19 protein-coding genes are annotated in these 20,505 nt (G+C 63.3%); 17 read left to right on the top strand and 2 right to left on the bottom strand.

What is annotated here, in order from left to right; all coding sequences use genetic code 11:
* The first annotated feature begins 48 nt into the window (after nt 1-48).
* The 14 genes from AC1D13_RS17360 (at nt 49) to AC1D13_RS17295 (ending at nt 16,632) form a co-directional block, all read left to right on the top strand.
* Nucleotides 49-636 (top strand): DUF3305 domain-containing protein, encoded by a 588-nt coding sequence (locus AC1D13_RS17360; protein WP_477689999.1) that lies wholly within the window; start codon nt 49-51, stop codon nt 634-636.
* Nucleotides 629-1,369 (top strand): DUF3306 domain-containing protein, encoded by a 741-nt coding sequence (locus AC1D13_RS17355; RefSeq protein WP_457279602.1) that lies wholly within the window; start codon nt 629-631, stop codon nt 1,367-1,369. Before AC1D13_RS17360 ends, AC1D13_RS17355 begins: the two co-directional genes overlap by 8 nt.
* On the top strand, nt 1,299-3,434 hold the full coding sequence (locus AC1D13_RS17350) for a 4Fe-4S dicluster domain-containing protein (protein WP_457279601.1): 2,136 nt from the start codon (nt 1,299-1,301) through the stop codon (nt 3,432-3,434). Before AC1D13_RS17355 ends, AC1D13_RS17350 begins: the two co-directional genes overlap by 71 nt.
* A gap of 29 nt (nt 3,435-3,463) precedes the next feature.
* Entirely contained in the window at nt 3,464-4,081 is a 618-nt protein-coding gene (locus tag AC1D13_RS17345; protein ID WP_457279809.1) for a TorD/DmsD family molecular chaperone, read from the top strand.
* A 204-nt stretch (nt 4,082-4,285) separates the two neighbouring features.
* The gene (locus AC1D13_RS17340) at nt 4,286-4,492 is read left to right on the top strand and encodes a formate dehydrogenase (protein WP_477689998.1); all 207 of its coding nucleotides are present in this window, start codon (nt 4,286-4,288) and stop codon (nt 4,490-4,492) included.
* A 61-nt stretch (nt 4,493-4,553) separates the two neighbouring features.
* Nucleotides 4,554-7,523, top strand: coding sequence for a formate dehydrogenase subunit alpha (locus tag AC1D13_RS17335; protein WP_457279599.1), 2,970 nt, complete (start codon nt 4,554-4,556; stop codon nt 7,521-7,523).
* A 148-nt stretch (nt 7,524-7,671) separates the two neighbouring features.
* Nucleotides 7,672-8,292 (top strand): formate dehydrogenase FDH3 subunit beta, encoded by a 621-nt coding sequence (gene fdh3B, locus AC1D13_RS17330; protein WP_457279598.1) that lies wholly within the window; start codon nt 7,672-7,674, stop codon nt 8,290-8,292.
* Nucleotides 8,289-8,522, top strand: coding sequence for a hypothetical protein (locus AC1D13_RS17325; protein WP_457279597.1), 234 nt, complete (start codon nt 8,289-8,291; stop codon nt 8,520-8,522). The genes fdh3B and AC1D13_RS17325 overlap by 4 nt, the downstream gene beginning before the upstream one ends.
* Nucleotides 8,523-8,536: 14 nt before the next feature.
* Nucleotides 8,537-9,715, top strand: a complete 1,179-nt coding sequence (locus AC1D13_RS17320) for a formate dehydrogenase subunit gamma (protein WP_457279596.1) — start codon at nt 8,537-8,539, stop codon at nt 9,713-9,715.
* A gap of 28 nt (nt 9,716-9,743) precedes the next feature.
* Complete coding sequence (locus AC1D13_RS17315) at nt 9,744-10,130, top strand: hypothetical protein (protein ID WP_457279595.1); 387 nt, start codon at nt 9,744-9,746, stop codon at nt 10,128-10,130.
* Nucleotides 10,131-10,206: 76 nt separating this feature from the next.
* Nucleotides 10,207-11,229: a formate dehydrogenase accessory sulfurtransferase FdhD gene (locus tag AC1D13_RS17310; protein ID WP_477689997.1), complete on the top strand. Its 1,023-nt coding sequence runs from the start codon at nt 10,207-10,209 to the stop codon at nt 11,227-11,229.
* Between the two features lie 23 nt (nt 11,230-11,252).
* Entirely contained in the window at nt 11,253-12,839 is a 1,587-nt protein-coding gene (locus tag AC1D13_RS17305; protein WP_477689996.1) for a C13 family peptidase, read from the top strand.
* A 69-nt stretch (nt 12,840-12,908) separates the two neighbouring features.
* Entirely contained in the window at nt 12,909-15,470 is a 2,562-nt protein-coding gene (locus tag AC1D13_RS17300; RefSeq protein WP_477689995.1) for an ABC transporter permease, read from the top strand.
* 730 nt (nt 15,471-16,200) lie between these two features.
* Nucleotides 16,201-16,632, top strand: coding sequence for a group II truncated hemoglobin (locus tag AC1D13_RS17295; RefSeq protein WP_477666112.1), 432 nt, complete (start codon nt 16,201-16,203; stop codon nt 16,630-16,632).
* A 99-nt stretch (nt 16,633-16,731) separates the two neighbouring features.
* Here the strand turns inward: AC1D13_RS17295 and AC1D13_RS17290 are convergent, their stop codons facing one another.
* Together AC1D13_RS17290 and AC1D13_RS17285 are read right to left on the bottom strand one after the other, a co-directional pair.
* Nucleotides 16,732-17,070, bottom strand: coding sequence for a hypothetical protein (locus AC1D13_RS17290; protein WP_477689994.1), 339 nt, complete (start codon nt 17,068-17,070; stop codon nt 16,732-16,734).
* A 202-nt stretch (nt 17,071-17,272) separates the two neighbouring features.
* Nucleotides 17,273-18,172, bottom strand: coding sequence for a LysR family transcriptional regulator (locus tag AC1D13_RS17285; protein ID WP_477689993.1), 900 nt, complete (start codon nt 18,170-18,172; stop codon nt 17,273-17,275).
* Between the two features lie 101 nt (nt 18,173-18,273).
* On the opposite strand from AC1D13_RS17285, the gene AC1D13_RS17280 reads away from it, so the two are divergent.
* Genes AC1D13_RS17280 through AC1D13_RS17270 form a run of 3 tightly spaced genes read left to right on the top strand, consistent with a single transcriptional unit; the run spans nt 18,274 to nt 20,342 of the window.
* Nucleotides 18,274-19,149 carry an SDR family oxidoreductase gene (locus AC1D13_RS17280; RefSeq protein ID WP_457279588.1) on the top strand — a complete coding sequence of 292 codons (876 nt, stop codon included), beginning with the start codon at nt 18,274-18,276 and terminating at the stop codon, nt 19,147-19,149.
* 40 nt (nt 19,150-19,189) lie between these two features.
* Nucleotides 19,190-19,663, top strand: a complete 474-nt coding sequence (locus AC1D13_RS17275) for an AtaL-like protein (RefSeq protein WP_457279587.1) — start codon at nt 19,190-19,192, stop codon at nt 19,661-19,663.
* A gap of 10 nt (nt 19,664-19,673) precedes the next feature.
* A complete protein-coding gene (locus tag AC1D13_RS17270; protein WP_477689992.1) occupies nt 19,674-20,342 on the top strand; it encodes an NAD(P)-dependent oxidoreductase in 669 nt (222 codons plus the stop codon).
* The last annotated feature ends 163 nt before the right edge of the window (nt 20,343-20,505 follow it).

The raw sequence follows: 20,505 nt of genomic DNA, 5'->3' as shown, positions 1-20,505 counted from the left end.
GATAGGGTTATTGCGAACGGTCCGCTTTGCCCGCCGTACACTGCGGGCATGTCGGATTTCCTGCTGCAGTCCCCTGAAACAGACGCCACGCTGCACCGGCCGTGCACCGCGGTGGCCGTTGTCATGCGCCGCGAGCGCATCGACAACCGCTGGCAGCCCTGGCGCTGGTCGCTGGATGAAATCGTGCCGCACGAAGACGGTTTTGGCGCCGCGCCGCGCCTGCTGCTCAAAGACCAGCGCGAAGAGCGCTGGTTGCACCCCGGCTTCAAGGTCGAGCTGTTCACCGACGACGGTGAAGGCTACTACCTCAACGTCACCACCGCGCAGCCCTGCTTCTGGGTGGTCTGGCGCATGGAAGAAGAAGCCCTGTTGGCCGAAGAACCCATTGCAGTTCCGCAAATCGTCACCCTGAGTTACCACGATGCCGGGCGCTGGCTGGATGCGCAGGAAACAGTCGAGCAGGTGCCCGCGCCGCCGCGGGTCGTGCAGTGGCTGCAGCAGTTTGTAGATCAGCACTACGTCATAGAAGCCAAGCGCCGGCAGCGCCCGCAAAGCTTTAAGCCGCTGACGGACCGCTTCGGCAATCCGGCGCGGGTCAGCACGGAAAAGAAAACCGGCGGAGGCCAGCATGGCTGACGAACCGAAGGGCTTTTTGGGGCGATGGTCCCGCCGCAAGGCCGACGCTGTGCTGGGCAAACCACTGGATGAGCCGGTTGTGGCCGCACCGGCAACGGATGCCAACGCGCCCGCCCTGCAAGTCCAGACGCCCCGGGAACCGGCGCAAAAATCACCGGAAAATCCGCCGGAAAAGCAAGCGCTCACGCTGGCCGACGCCAGGCTGCTCACCAAAGATTCCGACTTCAAGCCCTTTATGGCCGGCGATGTGACGCCCGACGTGCGTAACGCGGCCATGAAGCAACTCTTTGCCGACCCGCATTTCAATGTGATGGACGGCCTGGACATCTACATCGACGACTATTCCAAGTCCGACCCCATCCCCGAGGCCATGCTGCGGCAGATGACGAGTGCGAAGTTTCTCAATCTCTTTGATGACGACGAGGACAAAGAGAAAGAGAAAAACAAAAGCAGCGCGGAGGACGCGGCAGGCGAAGACCAAGCGAAGGCTGCCGGCCCGCAAGACGACCCCGTCAACCTGCCACGGGAAAGCGCCAATAACCCCACGGGCGAAACCGTGGCACAGTCCTATGAAAATCCAGACATAGCCCCATCGCAAACGCCAGGCGCTTTATCAACCAGCCAATCCCAGCCCGACCCGGCCGGTGCCAGCCAAGAAGACCATGCCCACACTGATTTGCGATTGCAACCAGACCATGCCGCTCCAGCCACAGGCGCTGGGCACGGCACTTAACGAGACCCTGACGCTGCATTCGGCGCTGTGCCGCCGCGAGGTGGGCGCCTTCCAGAAGGCCGCGCAGTCCGGCGACGATGTTGTCGTAGCCTGCACCCAGGAGAAGCGGCTCTTTGCCGAAGTGGGTGAGCAGACCCAGGGCGTCACCTCGGTGGTGAAGTTCGTCAATATCCGCGAGACCGGCGGCTGGAGCAAAGACGCTGTCAGCGCCACGCCAAAAATCGCGGCTCTGCTGGCCGCGGCCCATTTACCAGACGCAGAGCCGGTGTCCACCGTCACCTACAAAAGTGCCGGGCGCCTGCTCATCGTGGGTGCGATCGACCAGGCCGAGCAGGTGGCGGCCCTTGTGGCTGACACGCTGGACGTGACCATCTTCGCCCAGGGCGTTTCGTCCCAGGCGCAGACCGGGTTTCCCTCGCAAGAACGCAAATATCCTGTGATCAGCGGTGAGCGGCTCGCGCTCAAAGGCTGGCTGGGTGCGTTTGAGGCGAGCTGGGACAAGACCAACGCTATCGACCTGGACCTTTGCACACGATGCAATGCCTGCGTCGCCGTGTGCCCCGAAGGCGCCATCGACCTGAGCTACCAGGTTGACGCGGCCAAATGCACATCCCACCGTGATTGTGTGGCCGTATGCAAGGTGGCCGGTGCCATTGACTTCAACCGCTCGCCGCAAACACTCACGGAAGCATTTGACCTGGTGCTCGACCTCGGCGCCAAACCGCTGGTCGCGCTGCATGCGCCACCGCAAGGCTACTTCGCCCTGAATGCCTCCGCCGGCCTCGCCTCACCCGGCTTGCTGGCCACCGTGGTCAAGCTGCGCGACATGGTGGGCGAGTTTGAAAAGCCCAAATTTTTTGCCTATAAACAAAAACTCTGTGCCCACAGCCGCAACGAAACCGTGGGTTGCAACGCCTGCATCGACATCTGCTCGGCCGGCGCCGTCAGCAGCGAAAAAAGCCGGCAGCAGATCGTCGTCAACCCCAACCTGTGTGTGGGTTGCGGCGCGTGCACCACGGTGTGCCCGACAGGCGCGCTCACCTACGCCTACCCGCGTGCCAGCGAGCAGGGCGTTCGCATCAAGACCCTGTTGTCGGCGTACGCCAAAGCCGGCGGCACGCAACCGGTGCTGCTGTTTCACAGCCAGGACAGCGGCCAGCAGGCGGTCGAGGCTCTGGGCCGCGCTGCGCGGCTGCAAAAAACCGTGCGGGGTGTGCCGGCCAATGTGATCCCGCAGGCGCTATGGCACACGGCCAGCGTGGGCCTGGACTTGTGGCTCAGCGCCATCGCATTCGGTGCGTCGCAAGTGGCGGTGCTGGTAACGCGTGAAGAAGCTCCCGCCTATCTTGAAGGCCTGGCCGAGCAAATGCACGTGGCGCAAACCCTGCTCAATGGCCTGGGCTATGCCGGCGTGCACCTTCATTTGGTGCAAGCCGGGGAGGGCGCTGATGCCATTGCCGGGCTGGACGCCAGCCTGCAAACGCTGGCGCGCGGCCGCCCTGCAGTGCCCGCCGCTGTGGCGCGCTTTGCGGTGGCGCAAGAAAAACGCAGCACACTGGACATGGCGCTGGACCACCTCATGAGCCAGGCGCCCGCCGCCCTGCCCGAAGCGATTACGCTGCCCGCCAAGGGCTCGCCCTTCGGCAGCCTGACCGTCAACGCAGACACCTGCACGCTGTGCCTGAGCTGTGTGAGCGCGTGCCCCGCCAGCGCACTGCAAGACAATCCCGACCGCCCGCAGCTCAAGTTCATCGAAAAAAACTGCGTACAGTGCGGCCTGTGCGCCACCACTTGTCCCGAGGATGCCATCACGCTGCAGCCGCGCCTGTTGCTCACACCGCTACGCAAAGAGGCGCGTGTGCTCAACGAGAGCCAGCCCTACCAGTGCATACGCTGCAGCAAACCCTTCGGCACGCTCAAGGCCATCGAGTCCATGCTGGGCAAGCTTGCGGGGCACGCGATGTTCCAGGGTGCGGCCGCCGACCGGCTCAAGATGTGCAGTGACTGCCGCGTCATCGACATCTATTCCGCCGATAACGAACTGAAAATCACGGACATCCGGTGAGCAACAGCTTCCCGACTCCAGACGCCACCATGACGCAAGCCCAACTCACCGCCTCCACCCTGGACGAAGAAACCGCGCGAGCCGAAGTCTATGGCGTGCTGGCCGCCCTTTACTACGCCGCGCCCTCCGCGGAGCTGCATGAAAACCTTCGCATTGCAGTAACGGAGGCGCCCGCCGCCGGTGGGTTGCTTGAAAGTTCGTGGAGCGAACTCGTGGCCGCCGCCCGCACGCAGAGCCTTGCAGATGTCACGCGGGAGCATGATGCCCTGTTCGGCGGCGTTGGCAAGCCTGAGGTGTACCTCTTTGGTTCGCACTACCTCAGCGGTTTCCTCAATGAGAAGCCTTTGGCGGCCTTGCGCACCGACATCGCCGCGTTGGGCCTGGCGCGTGACGAGGCCATGCCCGAAACCGAAGACCACGTGGCCTACCTGTGCGAAGTCATGCGCTACCTGATTGCCGGTGACGACGTGGAGGTCGCCAATCTCACGCGGCAGCGCGAATTTTTCGCGCGCCATGTCCAGCCCTGGGTGCCGCTGATGTGCGATGCCATCACGGCGCATCCCAAGGCGCGTTTTTATGCCGCTCTCGCGGCCTTTACCCAGACCTTCATCGGTGTTGAGGCGCAGGGCTTCGACATGCTGGCCTGACGGGGGGCATGAATTTTTTTCTCAAAATGAGACAGCTTTTGAATGGCCAACCGGCCATAGCCGCCGAGTCTGACAATAAGATCGCTTATCGTTTTCCCTAGACTTGGACGTTGAGCGGCGCTAACCATTGTGGTGCGCAGCGCTCTGCCTTACAGTACTATGCAAACGGTTACATAGCCAGCAAGCCTTCCCCTGGAGATCACCATGCAGGACAGCCAGCCAAAACCCTCACGCAGGGGATTCTTTTTCGGCGCAGCCGCCACGGGCGCGGCAGCCGCGGCCATCGTCACTTTGCCCGGCGCACCTGCGCTTCAAGCCGAGCTTCCAGAGCCCAAGCCGGCCCCTGAAAAAGGCGGCGGCTACAGCCTCTCGGAACACGTCAAGCGCTACTACAAGACCACCCGCATCTAGGTAGCCCTGGCTTCCAGTTCAGCCCGACCGGCCCCCGATTTCACCTTCTACGGAGAGCTTCATGCTGCTCACGAAAAAATCTTCTGATGTCCATCCCGTGCATCGCGCGGGTTCCGCGCGCTTTGTGCAAAGCCTGTCGCGGGGCCTGTCCAATGCGCTGCCCACCATGGACCGCCGCGCCTTCCTGCGCCGCTCCGGCCTGGGTGTCGGCGTCGGCCTGGCCGCTACGCAATTAACCCTGGTCAAAAAAGCCAAGGCCGCCACACCGGGCGCCGGCGACGGCACGGGAAAGATCGAAGTCAAGCGCACCGTTTGCACCCACTGCTCGGTGGGTTGTGCTGTAGACGCGGTGGTTGAGAACGGCGTCTGGGTCCGCCAGGAGCCGGTGTTCGACTCTCCCATCAACCTGGGCGCCCATTGCGCCAAGGGTGCTGCCCTGCGCGAGCACGGCCATGGCGAATACCGCCTGCGCTACCCGATGAAGCTGGTGAACGGCAAATACGAGCGCATCAGTTGGGACGTCGCCCTCAAGGAAATCACCGACCGCATGCTGGAGCTGCGCAAGGCCAGCGGCCCTGACTCGGTGTATGTGGTGGGGTCGTCCAAACACAACAACGAGCAGGCCTACCTGCTGCGCAAGTGGATGAGCCTGTGGGGCAGCAACAACTGTGACCACCAGGCCCGCATCTGCCACTCCACCACGGTGGCCGGCGTTGCCAACACCTGGGGCTACGGCGCCATGACCAATTCGTACAACGACATGCAAAACAGCAAGGTCGCCCTGTACATCGGCTCCAATGCGGCCGAGGCCCATCCCGTCAGCCTGCTGCACATGCTGCATGCCAAGGAAACCGGCTGCAAGATGATCGTGGTCGATCCGCGCTTTACCCGCACCGCCGCCAAGGCCGACGAATACATCCGCATCCGCTCCGGCTCCGACATCCCCTTCCTGTTCGGCATGCTGTATCACATCTTCAAGAACGGCTGGGAAGACAAGAAGTACATCAACGACCGTGTCTACGGCATGGACAAGGTCAAGGAAGATGTGCTGGCCAAATGGACGCCGGACAAGGTGGAAGAAGCCTGTGGCGTGCCCGAGGCGCGTGTCTACATGGCTGCCGAGATGATGGCCAAGAACCGGCCGTCCACCATTGTCTGGTGCATGGGCCAGACCCAGCACACCATCGGCAACGCCATGGTTCGTGCTTCGTGCATCCTGCAGCTGGCGCTGGGCAATGTCGGTGTTTCCGGCGGCGGCACCAACATTTTCCGCGGCCACGACAACGTGCAGGGCGCCACCGACGTCGGCCCCAACCCCGATTCGCTGCCCGGTTACTACGGCCTGGCCGAGGGCTCCTGGAAGCACTTCGCAAAAATCTGGGGCGTCGAGTTCGACTGGATAAAGGGCCGTTATGCCTCTGCCGCCATGATGGGCAAGCCCGGCATCACGGTCTCGCGCTGGATCGACGGCGTGATGGAGAAAAACGAATTCATCGACCAGGACTCCAACCTGCGCGGCGTCTTCTTTTGGGGCCACGCGCCCAACTCACAGACGCGCGGCCTGGAAATGAAACGCGCGATGGACAAGCTGGACCTGCTGGTGGTGGTGGACCCGTATCCATCGGCCACCGCCGCCATGGCGGCCATGCCCGGCAAGGCTGAAGACCTCAACCCCAACCGCGCGGTGTACCTGCTGCCGGCCGCCACGCAGTTTGAAACCAGCGGCTCGGTGACGGCTTCCAACCGTTCCATCCAGTGGCGCGAAAAAGTGATCGAGCCGCTCTGGGAGAGCCGCACCGACCACATGATCATGCACCAGTTCGCCGAAAAGCTCGGCTTTGCCAAAGAGCTCTCCAAGAACTACAAGATGCAAAAGGTCAAGGGCATGGACGAGCCCGTGCCCGAAGACATCCTGCGCGAGATCAACAAGACCTGCTGGACCATCGGCTACACCGGCCAGAGCCCTGAGCGCCTCAAGGCGCACATGCGCAACATGCACCTGTTCGACGTCAAGACCCTCAAGTCCAAAGGCGGCGTCGACAAGGCAACCGGCTACGACACCACGGGTGATTACTTCGGCCTGCCATGGCCCTGCTACGGCACGCCCGAGATGAAACACCCGGGCTCGCCCAACCTGTATGACACCTCCAAGCACGTGATGGAAGGCGGCGGTAACTTCCGCGCCAACTTCGGCGTGGAACGCGAAGGCAAAAACCTGCTGGCTGAAGACGGCTCTTGTTCCAAGGGCGCCGACATCCAGACCGGCTACCCCGAGTTCGATCACCTGCTCGTGAAAAAACTCGGCTGGTGGGACGAGCTGACCGACGCCGAGAAAACCGCCGCCGAAGGCAAGAACTGGAAGACCGACTCCTCAGGAGGCCTGATCCGCGTCGTCATGAAGAACCATGGCTGCCATCCTTTCGGCAATGCCAAGGCGCGCGCCGTGGTCTGGAACTTCCCCGACGCCATTCCGCAGCACCGCGAGCCGCTTTACGGCAACCGGGCCGACCTCATGGCCAAGTACCCGACGCACGACGACAAGAAAGCCTTCTGGCGCCTGCCCACGCTGTACAAAACCATCCAGCAAAAGAACATCGCCGACAAGGTGCATGAGAAATTCCCGCTGATCATGACCTCGGGCCGGCTGGTGGAATACGAAGGCGGCGGCGAAGAAACCCGCTCCAACCCCTGGCTGGCCGAGCTGCAGCAAGAGATGTTCATCGAGATCAACCCCAAGGTCGCCGCCGAAAAAGGCATACGCAATGGCGAACGCGCCTGGGTCAGCACACCCACCGGCGCACGCCTGAACGTACAGGCCCTGGTCACCGAACGTGTCGGGCCCGACACGGTGTTCATGCCTTTCCACTTCTCGGGCCGCTGGCAAGGCGCCGACATGCTGGCGTACTACCCGAATGGCGCGGCACCGGTTGTGCGCGGCGAGGCGATCAACACGGCAACAACTTACGGCTACGACAGCGTCACGATGATGCAAGAAACAAAAACGACGGTCTGCAACGTCGAAAGGGCATAAACATGACCCCCACGCTTTTCACTTCGTGTAATGCGCTGCCCCCCGAGGGGGCCGCTGCGCCTGCGGCCCGGCAAAGCCGGTTCCGCGGCCCCTGCTTGGGCAGAGCCCCGCGCAAGCTTCCGATCAACCGGTTTTCTCTGGAGACGTCATGGCACGCATGAAATTTGTTTGTGATGCGGAGCGCTGCATCGAATGCAACGGCTGCGTCACCGCCTGCAAAAACGAAAATGAAGTCCCGTGGGGTGTGAACCGCCGCCGCGTGGTCACGCTCAACGACGGTGTCCCTGGTGAAAAATCCATCTCGGTGGCCTGCATGCACTGCAGCGACGCACCCTGCATGGCTGTCTGCCCCGTCAACTGTTTTTACCGCACCGAAGAAGGCGTGGTGTTGCATGACAAGGACGTCTGCATTGGCTGCGGCTATTGCTCATACGCTTGCCCCTTCGGCGCGCCGCAGTTCCCGGCTGCCGGCACGTTTGGCGTGCGCGGCAAGATGGACAAATGCACCTTCTGCGCCGGCGGTCCTGAAGTCAACGGCAGCCAGGCCGAGTTTGAAAAGTACGGCCGCAACCGCCTGGCCGAAGGCAAGCTGCCGGCCTGCGCCGAAATGTGCTCGACCAAGGCCCTGCTCGCCGGCGACGGCGATGTGGTCGCCGACATCTTCCGCAACCGTGTGGTGCAACGCGGCAAGGGCGCCGAAGTCTGGGGCTGGGGCACGGCCTACGGATCCAAACAGGCAGGCCAGCCGCCCGCAGGAGCCAAATCATGATGCGCCTTCTTGTCTTGACCCTCTCCTTGTCGGCTTTGTCGGCCTGCGGCGAAAAACCGCAGACCCTGGGCAGCGGTGTGAAAAGCGACGGCGCCGCCTACCAGGGCGTGCAAACCCAGTTTGCGGCGCCAGGCTGGAAGGCCGGCGACAAGACCAGCTGGGAGCAAGGCCTCAAGGCCCGCGCACAAAACAGCCAGAACGAGTACACCAAGACAGGTAACTCGAAATAGTGACCGGAGGCCTTATGTTTTGTGCGCGACCAGCTATATTTTTCATAGCGGCCAGCCTGGCGGGACTTGCCTGTGCGCAAGCGCCTGCGGCTCCGCCGGCCACCGCCGCGCCTGCCACCGCTCCCGCTGCCACCGGCGGCATCCAGGGCCAGAACATCTTTGAGGTCAAGCCCGAAGCCAGCGCCGACCCCAACTACGCCAAGCAGACCAATGGTGAACGCGCCAAAGTGCAGCCGGGCAACAACGCGCCCATGTGGCGCCAGGTGGGCGAGGGCGTCACCGGCTACAGCAGCCTGCCCAAGAGCGAAGCGCCCGAAGCCGGCAACCTGATTCAGCCCTTTGTGCAGTACCCCGGCTCACGCCTGACCAACGCCGGCGAAGCCTGGCGACAGGTGCGCAACAACTGGATCATTCCCTATGGGGGCTCGCTGTTCCTGATCGTGCTGTTGGCCATCGCGATTTTTTACTTCAGCAAGGGTTCGATCAAAACCCACGGCGTCGACACCGGCCGCAAGATCGAGCGCTTCACGCCGTTTGAGCGTGCCGCGCATTGGTCCAACGCGATTGCGTTCTGCATCCTGGCCATCTCAGGCCTGGTCATGGCATTCGGCAAATTCTTCCTGCTGCCCGTCATTGGTGGCGCGCTCTTCGGCTGGCTGACCTGGACCCTCAAGACCATGCACAACTTTGCCGGCCCGCTGTTCGCGGTGTCGCTGGTGATCGTGTTCCTGACCTTCCTGCGCGACAACTGGCCGCAAAAGGGCGATCTGCACTGGCTGGCCAAAGGCGGTGGCCTGATCACGGGCGGCGAAGAACCGCCTTCGAACCGTTTCAACGCCGGCGAAAAACTCATCTTCTGGGGCGGCGTGTTCTTCCTGGGCATCGTGGTGGTGTCGTCGGGCTTTGTGCTCGACAAGCTGCTGCCCGGCCTGATCTATGAGCGCTCGACGATGCAGGTCGCACACATGGTGCACGCCGTGGCCACCGTGCTCATGATGTGTTTGTTCCTCGGCCATATCTACCTCGGCACCATCGGCATGCAGGGCGCCTACAAGGCCATGCGTACAGGTTACGTCGATGAGACCTGGGCCCGTGAGCACCACGAATACTGGTATGACGATGTCAAAGCCGGGAACATTCCGGCCCAACGCAGCAAGCCTGTTGACCCGCCCGGCCAGACGGCGCAGGCATAAGCCCCGAAGAGTTGTAGTGAGGAATCCCATGAAAAAAATTCTGATCATGAGCTTGCTGGCCGCCGCATCGGCCGCGTCGCTGGCCAAACTGCCCGCCCTGAGCGACGAAGCCAAGGCCAAGGCCGCAGAAGCGGCCGCCAAGACCGCCTGGACCGGCAAGCTGGAGGCCTACCAGCTGTGCAAATCGCAAGACAAGGTCGCCGCCAGCTATTACAAAACGGCCAAGGCCACCGGCAAAGAGACAAAACCGCCGACGCCTGCACCTGCTTGCGCGGACCCCGGCCCCTTCGCCTACACCCCGCCTGCAGCAAAGCCGATCGAAGCGGCCGGCGCGCATTCACCCGCAGGCAACGCTACCAGCCCGCCCAGTACCAAGCAGCCCGATGCGGTTGGAAACCCCGCCAAGAAGTCCTGATCCACTTCCAGGCTCATTCCACTTCCCGAAAGGCCGACTCCGCAAGGGGCCGGCTTTTTTGTTGTAGTCTTCCCTCATGCCCGCCTCGACATCTCTTCCCTCACGCCTGCCCCGGCTGACCAACGCCCAGGCGCCCCTGACCTGCGAGGTTGATGCCGTCAATGAATATGGCGAGACGCACAAGGTCGCCATCCCCGCCGAGCGCGCCCTCACCGTGTATGTCGACAAACGCGAGCTTGTGACGCTCATGACCCTGGGCGCTCACCCTGAGCTGCTGGTGCTCGGCTACCTGCGCAACCAGCGGCTGGTCAAGGATGTGGCCGATATCGAATCGATCACCGTCGACTGGGACGTGGGCGCGGCCGCCGTCAAGACGCACCACGGCATTGAAGACATTGAAGAGAAAACCTCGCGCCGTGTGGTCACCACGGGTTGCGGGCAGGGCAGTGTGTTTGGCGGCCTGATGGACGAAGTCGACGGCATCGTGCTGCCCGCAGATGCGCACATCACCCAGGCCCAGTTGTATTCCCTCGTCAACACCATACGGCTCAAGGAAACCACGTACAAATCCGCCGGCTCGGTGCATGCGTGTGCATTGTTTGCGATGACGGCGGGCGACCCTGAAATGCTGCTCTTCGTGGAAGACGTGGGCCGCCACAACGCCATAGACACCATCGCTGGCTGGATGTCCATGCAGAATGTGGCCCCCACGCTCGGCACTGACGTGTCCTCGCTGCCCCCCGAGGGGGCGTTGCGCCTGCGGCCTGGCAAAGCCAGTTCCGCGGCCCCGGCTGGTGAAGAGGGTGAGCCCGCGGTCGGTGCTTCGTCGACCGATCTCGGCTGGGACGGACTGGTCTTCTACACCACCGGCCGCCTCACCAGCGAAATGGTGATCAAGTCCGCGCAGATGGGGGTGCCCATCGTGGTCTCGCGCAGCGGCATCACGCAGATGGGGCACCAGGTCGCGCAATCCGTCGGCCTGTGTGCGATTGGCCGCGCCACCAACAAGCGCTTTGTCTGCTATGCCAACCCACAGCGGCTCAAGCTGCAGTCCGAACTGGCTGGCCCCCGCCCTCGCATGGCGGGCGCTGAGTCCTGAATCTGCCGTGGCATGATGCCTCCATGCACGACGCCCACGTCCAACACACCTCGCCTGGCATCCCGGAACCCTTGCTGAGCCCGGTGGACTGCGGCCGTCCCAATACCTCTGGCCGGCTGAGCACATTGCGCTGGATACAGGAGGGAGTTCGTGCTGCGTTTTTCCTGCCTGTCCGCGTGGCGGGGAAAACACCGACGCCATTGCAGGTGATGGGCATTGTGATTCTGGCCGCAACCATGGAAGTTGCGTTGATGCGGCTGGAAATTGCAGGCCCCGCGGTGTTTAACCTGCAGGCCTGGTTGTCGACATGGTGGACGATCGGGTTGGGCGTTGGCCTGGCGTGGTGGGCTTTTTCTGCTTCGGCAGTTGTGCCTGCCCCTGAAGCGGACGAGCCCGTTCCCGGCGACCAACCTCCCGGTGGCCAACCGCCTCGCGGTGTGGCGGCCTTTTTCGCGCTGTGGCTGGCAGCGGGGCTGCCCAATGTGCTGCTCGCCCAGGGCGTGGTTGCTGCGATTGCGCACGGCTGGATCAAGGCGGCGGTGTTTTCCGCTCCCTGGTTTTACTGGGCGTTGTATGCGGCGGTGACAGCCTGGGCGCTTGGCGTGAGCCTTTTCCTCTTCGTGCGTTTCGCCGGATGGACCTGGCGGACTGCCGTATTTGCGCTGGTCCTGCTGGCAACCACAGGCGTGTCCGCCTGGCAATTCGAGGCGCGTACCTGGGGGGTGGACTACGCGAGCCAGGCCACCGAAGACAGCCGGCCCCGCCTGCAGCTGAGCCAGCAGGTTTTTGAAGAGCAGCAGGCGCTGATGGAAAAGACGATGGCCGCCATCGAGCCGCAGCGCCGCGGTATCACCGACGTCTACGGCCTGGTGTTTGCTCCTTATGCCGCGGAAGATGTGTTCCTGCGGGAAAGCAGCATGGTCAGCCGTGTGCTTGCCGATCGCTTCGATGCCGAAGGCCGCGTGATGCACCTGGTCAACCATGCCAGCACCGTGAAAACCCATCCCTGGGCCACCACGCTGAACTTGCAGCGCGCCATCGACGCACTGGCCCAGCGCATGGATCGCGACAACGACGTGCTGGTGGTCTACATGACTTCGCACGGCGCCAGCGACTTCAAGCTGGCCGCCTCCCACTGGCCGCTGCAGGTACCCCCGCTCAGTCCCGGCGAGCTGCGCGAGGCGCTCGACAATGCCGGTATCCGCCACCGCGTCATCGCGATATCGGCCTGCTATTCCGGCGGCTGGATCGAGGCGCTGGCCAGCGACACCACCCTGGTCATGACGGCGGCCGACGCCACCCATACCTCTTACGGTTGTGGGCGCCTGTCCGAACTCACCTTCTTCGGCCGCGCCATGTTTGACGAGCAGTTGCGCAAGACACATTCTTTTGAGCAGGCTTTTTCCCGTGCCGTTCCGGTGATCAGGCAGCGCGAAATCGACGCCGGCAAGGATGACGGCTTTTCCAACCCGCAGATCAGGGCGGGAACTGGCATCGGGCCCGTGCTGCGCGCGCTGGAGCCGCGGCTGGATGCCTTGCCGGGCGCTCCGGTTTCGGCCCCAGCTCCAGCCCCGGTGGTGGCGGGACCCGGCTTCAAAACGTCTCCATAACCCTCCGCTAAATCCCTGGCAAATCCCGGCCATGATGCCGGGATGCGGACTTTGCGTTATGGTCTGCGCATGAACACCCTTTTCCTCAAGCTCGGCTGGAAAACCCTGTTGCGTGATCTGCGCGCCGGCGAGCTGCGCCTCCTGATCGTCGCGGTGACCCTGGCGGTTGCTGCGCTCACCGCGGTCGGTTTTTTTGCCGATCGCCTCAAGGGCGGCCTGCAACGCGATGCCCGTCAGCTGCTGGGCGGCGACGCCGTGATCCGCAGCGACGGCATCACACCGGAAGCCTTCATTGCCAAGGCGCAGGCGCTGGGCCTGAAGGCCATCTCCACCGTCACCTTTCCCACCATGGGCCGCGCCACCGACGCTGATGGCGGCGCCAGCAAGCTGGTGGCTTTCAAGGGGGTGCCGGAAGGTTATCCGCTGCGCGGCAGCATGAAAATCGCCGACAGCCTGGACGGCCCCGGCGAAGACACGCGGGAGGTGCCGGCCCCCGGCACGGCCTGGGCCGACGCTTCGCTGCTCGACGCGCTGGGCCTCAAGCTCGGCCAGGCCCTGTTGATGGGCGACGCCAGCTTCAAGGTCACCCGCGTCATCGTGCAGGAGCCCGACCGCGGCGCCGGGTTCATCAGCTTTTCTCCCCGCGTGATGATCAACCAGGTCGACGTGGCCGCCACCAACCTGATCCAGCCCGCCAGCCGCACCAACTACCGCTTTGCTGTGGCCGGCGACGACAAGGCCGTCAAGGCCTATGTGAAGTGGGCCGCCGACGAGATCAAGAAACCCGGTGCTGAGTCCGGCATTCGCGGCGTGCGGCTGGAGTCGCTCGAATCGGGCAGCCCCGAGATGCGGCAGACGCTGGACCGCGCCGAAAAATTCCTCAACCTGGTGGCCTTGCTGGCGGCCTTGCTGAGCGCGGTGGCCGTGGCCATCGTCGCGCGCGGTTTCGCCACCAAGCATCTGGACGACTGCGCCATGCTGCGCGTGCTGGGCCAGCCCCAGCGCACCATTGCGCTGGCCTACACCTTTGAGTTTGTCGTCGCCGGTATGCTGGCCAGCGCGCTTGGCGTGGCGCTGGGTTTCGCCGTGCATTACGCCTTTGTGCTGCTGCTGGCCGGGCTGGTTGAAACCGCGTTGCCGGCGGCCACCTGGTGGCCCGTCGTGTTCGGCATGGGCATGGGCCTGACGCTGCTGCTGGCCTTTGGCCTGCCGCCGGTGCTGCAGCTGGCGCAGGTGCCGCCGCTGCGCGTCATTCGCCGCGACGTCGGCAACCTCAAACCCGCGTCAATGGCGGTGCTGGGCGTGGGTGTGGCCGGCTTTGCGGCCCTGCTGGTCGCTGCCAGCAGTGATTTGAAACTGGGCCTGATTGCGGTTGGCGGCTTTGCCGGCGCTGTGCTGGTGTTCGCCGCGGCCAGTTTTGCCGCCGTCAAGCTGCTGCGCGCCAGCGTCAACGAAGTCACCGCCCCGCGCTGGCTGGTGCTGGCCACGCGGCAGCTGTCTGCCCGGCCCATGTATGCCGTGGTGCAGACCAGCGCCCTTGCGGTCGGCTTGCTGGCCCTGATGCTGCTCGTGCTGCTGCGCACCGACCTCATCAGCAGCTGGCGCAAGGCGACGCCGCCCGATGCGCCTAACCGTTTTGTCATCAACGTGCAGCCGGAGCAGGGCGAGGCTTTCCAGAAAGCACTGCGCGACGGCGGCGTAAAAAAGTTCGATTGGTACCCCATGATCCGCGGCCGCCTGGTGGCGGTCAACGGCAAGGCCGTTACGCCCGACGACTTTGAAGACGACCGCGCCAAACGACTGGTGGACCGCGAATTCAATCTTTCCAACAGCGCCGACATGCCCGGTCACAACCAGGTCACCGGCGGGCGCTGGACAGGCGGTGAAAAAGACGCCGTGAGCGTGGAAGACGGCCTGGCCAAAACACTGGGCCTCAAGCTCGGCGATTCATTGCGCTTTGATATCGGCGGCCAGCTCAGCGAGGCGAAGATCACCAGCCTGCGCAAGGTCGACTGGGGTTCCATGCGCGTCAATTTCTTTGTGATGTACCCGGTGGCGCAATTGCCTGCCGATGTCCCTGTGTCCTTCATCAGCGCGTTTCGTGCACCCGAGGCGCTCGCTGTGGCACCCGGTCAGCCGCAGCCCCAGAGTTTTGACAACACGCTGGTCAGGGCGTTTCCCAACATCACCAATGTCGACATGAGCAGCACGCTGGCGCAGGTGCAGCGCGTGCTTGACCAGGTGATACGTGCGGTGGAATTTTTGTTCGGCTTCACGCTGGCCGCGGGCCTGGTCGTGCTCTTCGCCGCCATCACCGCCACGCGCGAAGAGCGCGCCCGCGAGTTCGCCATCATGCGGGCCGTGGGTGCGCGTGCTTCGCTGCTGCGGCAGGTGCAGCGGGCTGAATTGGCGGGCGTTGGTTTGCTGGCTGGCTTTCTGGCTTCCATCGTTGCGTTGGCCGTGGGCTGGGGTTTGGCGAGGTTTGTGTTTGACTTCAGCTGGACTGGTTCGTGGACGGTACCTTTGGTGGGCAGCCTGGCGGGGGCTTTGCTGGCGCTGGCGGCGGGGTGGTGGGGGTTGAGGTCGGTTTTGAATACGCCAGTGGTGGAGACTTTGCGGAAGGCTCAATAACGGCTCTTCCAATTCCCTCTTTGCTGAGGCTGGGTTGGTTTTTATGGGCGTGGTCTTTGCTAAGGGTGGCTGGCCGGGGGTTGCCCGGCATGCAAGTAACTTTCTTTTGCTTCGCCAAAAGAAAGTCACCAAAGAAAAGGCGACCCTGGTTCCTGCGTCCCTGCGCTTCGCTACGGGCAACCTGCGGTGCTCGGTCCAGCCGGGGTCAAAAACAACTCGCCTTCGGCTCAAACAAGTTTTTGCCCTGATCCGTCTGGGCCTCCGCTCCTCGGCGCATCCACAAGGGGGTGGGAGAGGAATACTGAACAGCCAACAACCGAATACCAGAACCCGAACACCTGAAGAAACAAGGACACGCCATGGCGTGTCCTTGTTGGTATTGGAGTTGGTATTTGTTTTCAGTCCCCGCTCCCGATTAGCCCTTCTGTATGCGCCGAGGAGCACAGGTTCAGGCGGATCAGGGATCGCGATTGTCTGAGCCGAAGGCGAGTTCGAGCGAGACCCCGCCTGAACCGAGCACCGCAGGTTGCCCGAAGCGAAGCGCAGGGACGCAGACAGCAGGGTCGCCTTTTCTTTTGCTTACTTTTCTTTTGGCGAAGCAAAAGAAAAGTGAGTAGCCGCCGGGCTACCCCCGGCCAGCAGCTCTCAGAAGAAGACGCATAGCCGGAGCGAGAACCGGCCAATGACCCCTCTCAACCAACCCCAAACCCCAACATTCGATAATCCAAAGATGCAGATAGAAGAAAAGCCCCCAGGAAACCCTCCCTTCGAAACTCCCTACGCCTGGATAGGCGGCGAAGAGCGCGTCAAGGCATTGGTCGAGCGCTTCTACGACCTGATGGACCTGGAGCCCGGCTACACAGCCCTGCGCGCCGCGCACGGCAGCACCCTGGACAACGCCCGCCAGCGCCTCTTCTGGTTTTTATGCGGCTGGCTGGGCGGGCCGCAGTACTACACCGACCGCTTCGGCCACCCGCGCCTGCGCATGCGCCACATGCCGCAGCAAACCGGCGGCGGCTCGATCGGCATTGCCGAGCGTGACCAGTGGCTGGCGTGCATGGACCAGGCCATGCGTGAAACCGGTGTTGATGAAGCGCTGCGCACGCGGCTCAATGCGTCGTTTTTCCAGACGGCCGACTGGATGCGCAACAGGGGCGAGTGATGATGCAGCGCCCCGGCGCAATGCCGGGTCCACGAATGCTATGAAAAATATAGCTGCCTGCGCCCGGCTGCAAAGGGCTGCAGCCGGTATTGATCCCCGCTAGAGGGCGTACCGGCGCCGGCCGTGAGGCAGCACGTTGTGAAGCCACATGCGCTCACGAATGTGCGCCCGTAGCGAATTGGCCGACAAATCATCCGGATGACCCTCACCGCGATTGCGCGGGGCTTCTGCTGCCTTGGCGGGTTCGGGTTGCCTGTCTTTCTGGATGAAGTTGGTTTCCCTGAGCACATGGCCGCGCACAAAATCTCCCTGTCCGTCAATTTCGTCATACCAGTACACCGACGTCACGTGGGTTTCACTGGCTTCCACCTTGATGTCCCTCTGGACGATCCGATTGCCATCTTCAATGCCAAGTTTTTTCCTGTGCAGCGCGTTCATCCAGACAACTCCTCTTTGTTTTTAGTAGGGCGACTCTAACGGCATGTGACGCATTGCGCGGATGGCCCTGGCAACTAAAGGAGGGGGCGGCGCCATATTCCACGCGCCAGTGGCCTGAGGCCAACGGAAATGAGCATTCGTTCACATCCATGGTGGCTCACTCCGGATCGCCAGGCTCGAGAGTCGGGCGTTTGTGCAGGCCTCATCTCCCGATGTAGTCCGCCAACTCCTCCGGTGATCCGTTGGGAAAGGCTTCCTTCAGGCAGTCCAGGAAGGCGGATACGCGGGCGCTCAGCAGGCGGCGTGATGGATAGAGCGCCCAGAGGGCAATCTCAGGCCCTTTCACGTCGCCCCAATGGACCAGGGTTCCGGCTGCGAGATCGTGGGAGATCAGCGAAAGGGGAATACGCGCCGCCCCGACATTTGCCCGGACTGCGTCGCGGACCATGAACAGCGATGACAGGCGCAGGACGGGGTCCACCGCAAACCGTTGTTCACCGTCTGGCCCCGTCATTTCCCAGGGTTCATTCGGGTTTCCTGCCCCGCCTGCCCGCATCACGACGGGAACAGGCGCCTTGCCTGATGGGCGGTTCAGGTCAGGGCTGGCCACCACAACCAGGCGGTCCCGCAAGAAAATCCGCCCCACCAGGTTTTCGTCCGGGTCGGGGTTGACGCGGATCACCAGGTCGTAGCCCTCTTCCACCATATCGACCGGGCGATCTTCAGGGATGACCTCGAGCCGGACCTCGCGATGCTTCAGCGCGAACCGGGCGGCGAGCTTGCCCATGGCGGCTTGCGAGAAGAGAAGTGGCGCACTCACCCTCAATGTGCCTCGCGGCGTCTCACCGCCGGAGGTGATCGTGGCGACCGTCTCGTCGAGTTCGGCCAGCAAAACAGAGGTCCTTTCGTACAGCGAGCGTCCCTCCTCGGTGAGCTTGAGGGTCCGCGCTCCCCGCTCAAAGAGACGCAGGTTGAGGCCGCTCTCCAGGTCGGCCACCCGCCGTGACAGGGTCGCCTTGGGCCGCCCGGATTCGCGGGCGGCCCGCCCAAAGCCCCCATACCGGGCCACGAGGTTGAAGTCTGCAAGGGCAAGTAAGTCCATATGTTCCACCAATGAGACGAAGTGTCTAAATATAACGGCTATCGGATACTGAGTGGATCAATCAAGATTGAGGCTCCTTCAACACACAACGGAGTAATTTCATGACCATCCTCATTACTGGCGCAACTGGCAACGTCGGCCGCCAGGTTATCCAGCAGCTCGTCCAGCGTGGCGCCAAAGTGCGCGCACTGGTCCGCGATCCGGCAAAGGCGAACTTCCCGGCCGGCGTCGAAGTCGTTCCAGGCGACCTGCTCGACGTGGCGGCACTGCGGAGCGCGTTCACAGGCGTGTCCACCCTGTTCCTGCTCAACGCCGTGGTCCCCGACGAGTTCACCCAGGCCCTGCTCACGCTCAATCTGGCGCGTGAAGCCGGCGTCGAGCGCGTCGTCTATCTCTCCGTGATCCACAGCGACCGCTACCTGAACGTTCCGCATTTCGCGGGCAAATTCGGTGTCGAGCGGATGCTCGAAGAGATGGGTTTCGCCGCCACCATCCTGCGCCCCGCCTACTTCATGAACAACGACCTCACCATCAAGGACGTGGTCACCGGTTACGGCGTCTATCCCATGCCCATCGGCAGCAAGGGCCTGGCCATGATCGACGCGCGGGACATCGGCGAGATCGCGGCGATCGAGCTGCTGCGCCGCGAGCAGGCGTCGAAACCGCTTCCGCTGGAGCGCATCAACCTCGTCGGCCCCGACACGCTGACAGGCGATGATGTCGCCGCCATCTGGTCAACTGTGCTGGACCGCCCGATCACCTATGGCGGAGACGACACCGCCGGCTTTGAGAAGAACCTGCTGAATTTCATGCCGCCCTGGATGGCGTACGACATGCGCCTCATGAGCGAGCGTTTCCTCACGGTGGGGATGGTTCCCGAATCGGGTGACGTCAAGCGCCTGACGACGCTCCTCGGGCGCCCGCTGCGGTCCTACCGCGAGTTCGCTACCGAAATCGCCGCATCCGCATCGGCATAAGAGCCGGCGGTATAGCAAGCCACACCAAAGGAATACCACCATGATTTATTCAACCGCTACAGTGCCCGTCAATCCGCAAGGCGAAGTGAAGCTCACGCGTGCCCAGGCATGGGCCGGCCTGGTTCTCAAGGCGCGGGACGCGCGCCGCTTCCTGCCGCCAGATCTTTGCACGCGCTGCGAAGTCGTCGAGGAAAGCGCGACGCACATCGTCCGCGAAGCCACCATCGCCGGAGCCGACCTGCGCGAGATCATTGCCTTCGAGCCCGAAAGCAAGGTGACCTTCTTCCAGGCCACCGGCCCGCGCGAAGGCGCGGTCGTCAACGAGTTGTTCGAAGACGAATCCGGAGAGCTCCAACTGCGCTTCTACGGTTATCTCGGCCTGCGCGGCAAGACGCCGGGCGGCCCCGAAGAGCAGGCCGAGCAAGCCTGGATGGACGGCGAGCAAGGCTACAAAAGCGCGCTCGTCTCGACGCTCAAGCGCACCCGTGAACTGCTCGCGCAGGGCGAACTTTAAAGGCCGGACCATGAACACACTGAACACTGCCGGCATCTCGCTTGCTCGCCCGAAGATTCTGGTTCTTGGCGCCACCGGCGGCACGGGCCGGCTGATCGTCAGGGAGGCGCTTGCACGGGGATTCGACGTTCGCGCGCTCGTGCGCTCCCCGCAGAAGGCGAGCGGTCTCAAGGGCGCCGAGATCATCATCGGAAATGCCCTTGACGAAAGTGCGCTGCGTGAGGCCCTGCGAGGTCGCGATGCCGTCGTGAGCGCCCTGGGCACACCGGTCAGCCCGCTGCGCGAGGTGACCGTTCTCTCCTCGGCCACGCGGGCGCTCGTGAGCGCCATGAAAGCGGAGCAGGTCTCGCGCCTTGTGTGCATCACTGGCATGGGCGCGGGCGACAGCGCCGGCCATGGCGGGTTCCTGTTCGACCGGCTGATCCATCCCGTTCTGTTGCGCAAGGTCTACGCCGACAAGAATCGGCAGGAGGCTGCCGTCCGCGCCAGCGGGCTGGACTGGGTTCTGGTGCGCCCTTCCGTGCTGAACGACAAGCCAGCGCGGCGCAAGATCCGTACCCTGACAGACTTGTCCGGTTTTCACGGAGGAACCATTGCGAGACAGGACGTCGCGGACTTCGTCCTGGACCAGGTGCAGGCGAATGACTGGCTGCACCGGTCCCCTCTGATATCTTGGTGACTGCCGCTCCCGGTCAAGGTCGGCAAAAGCTGGCACCAGCGGGCCGACTTGGACTCGCCGCAGGACTTGAGGCGGCAGGCATAGGAGAATCGGGGCCTGCTACCCATCCACGGCAAATAACATGCAACACGGCTTCTCCACAGCGATCACTGCGCATCGCCCG

The sequence above is a fragment of the Polaromonas sp. P1_E12 genome, from assembly GCF_056405975.1.
The sequence above is the reverse complement of the archived record's forward strand: the minus strand, read 5'-3'. Positions and strand labels throughout refer to the sequence as shown.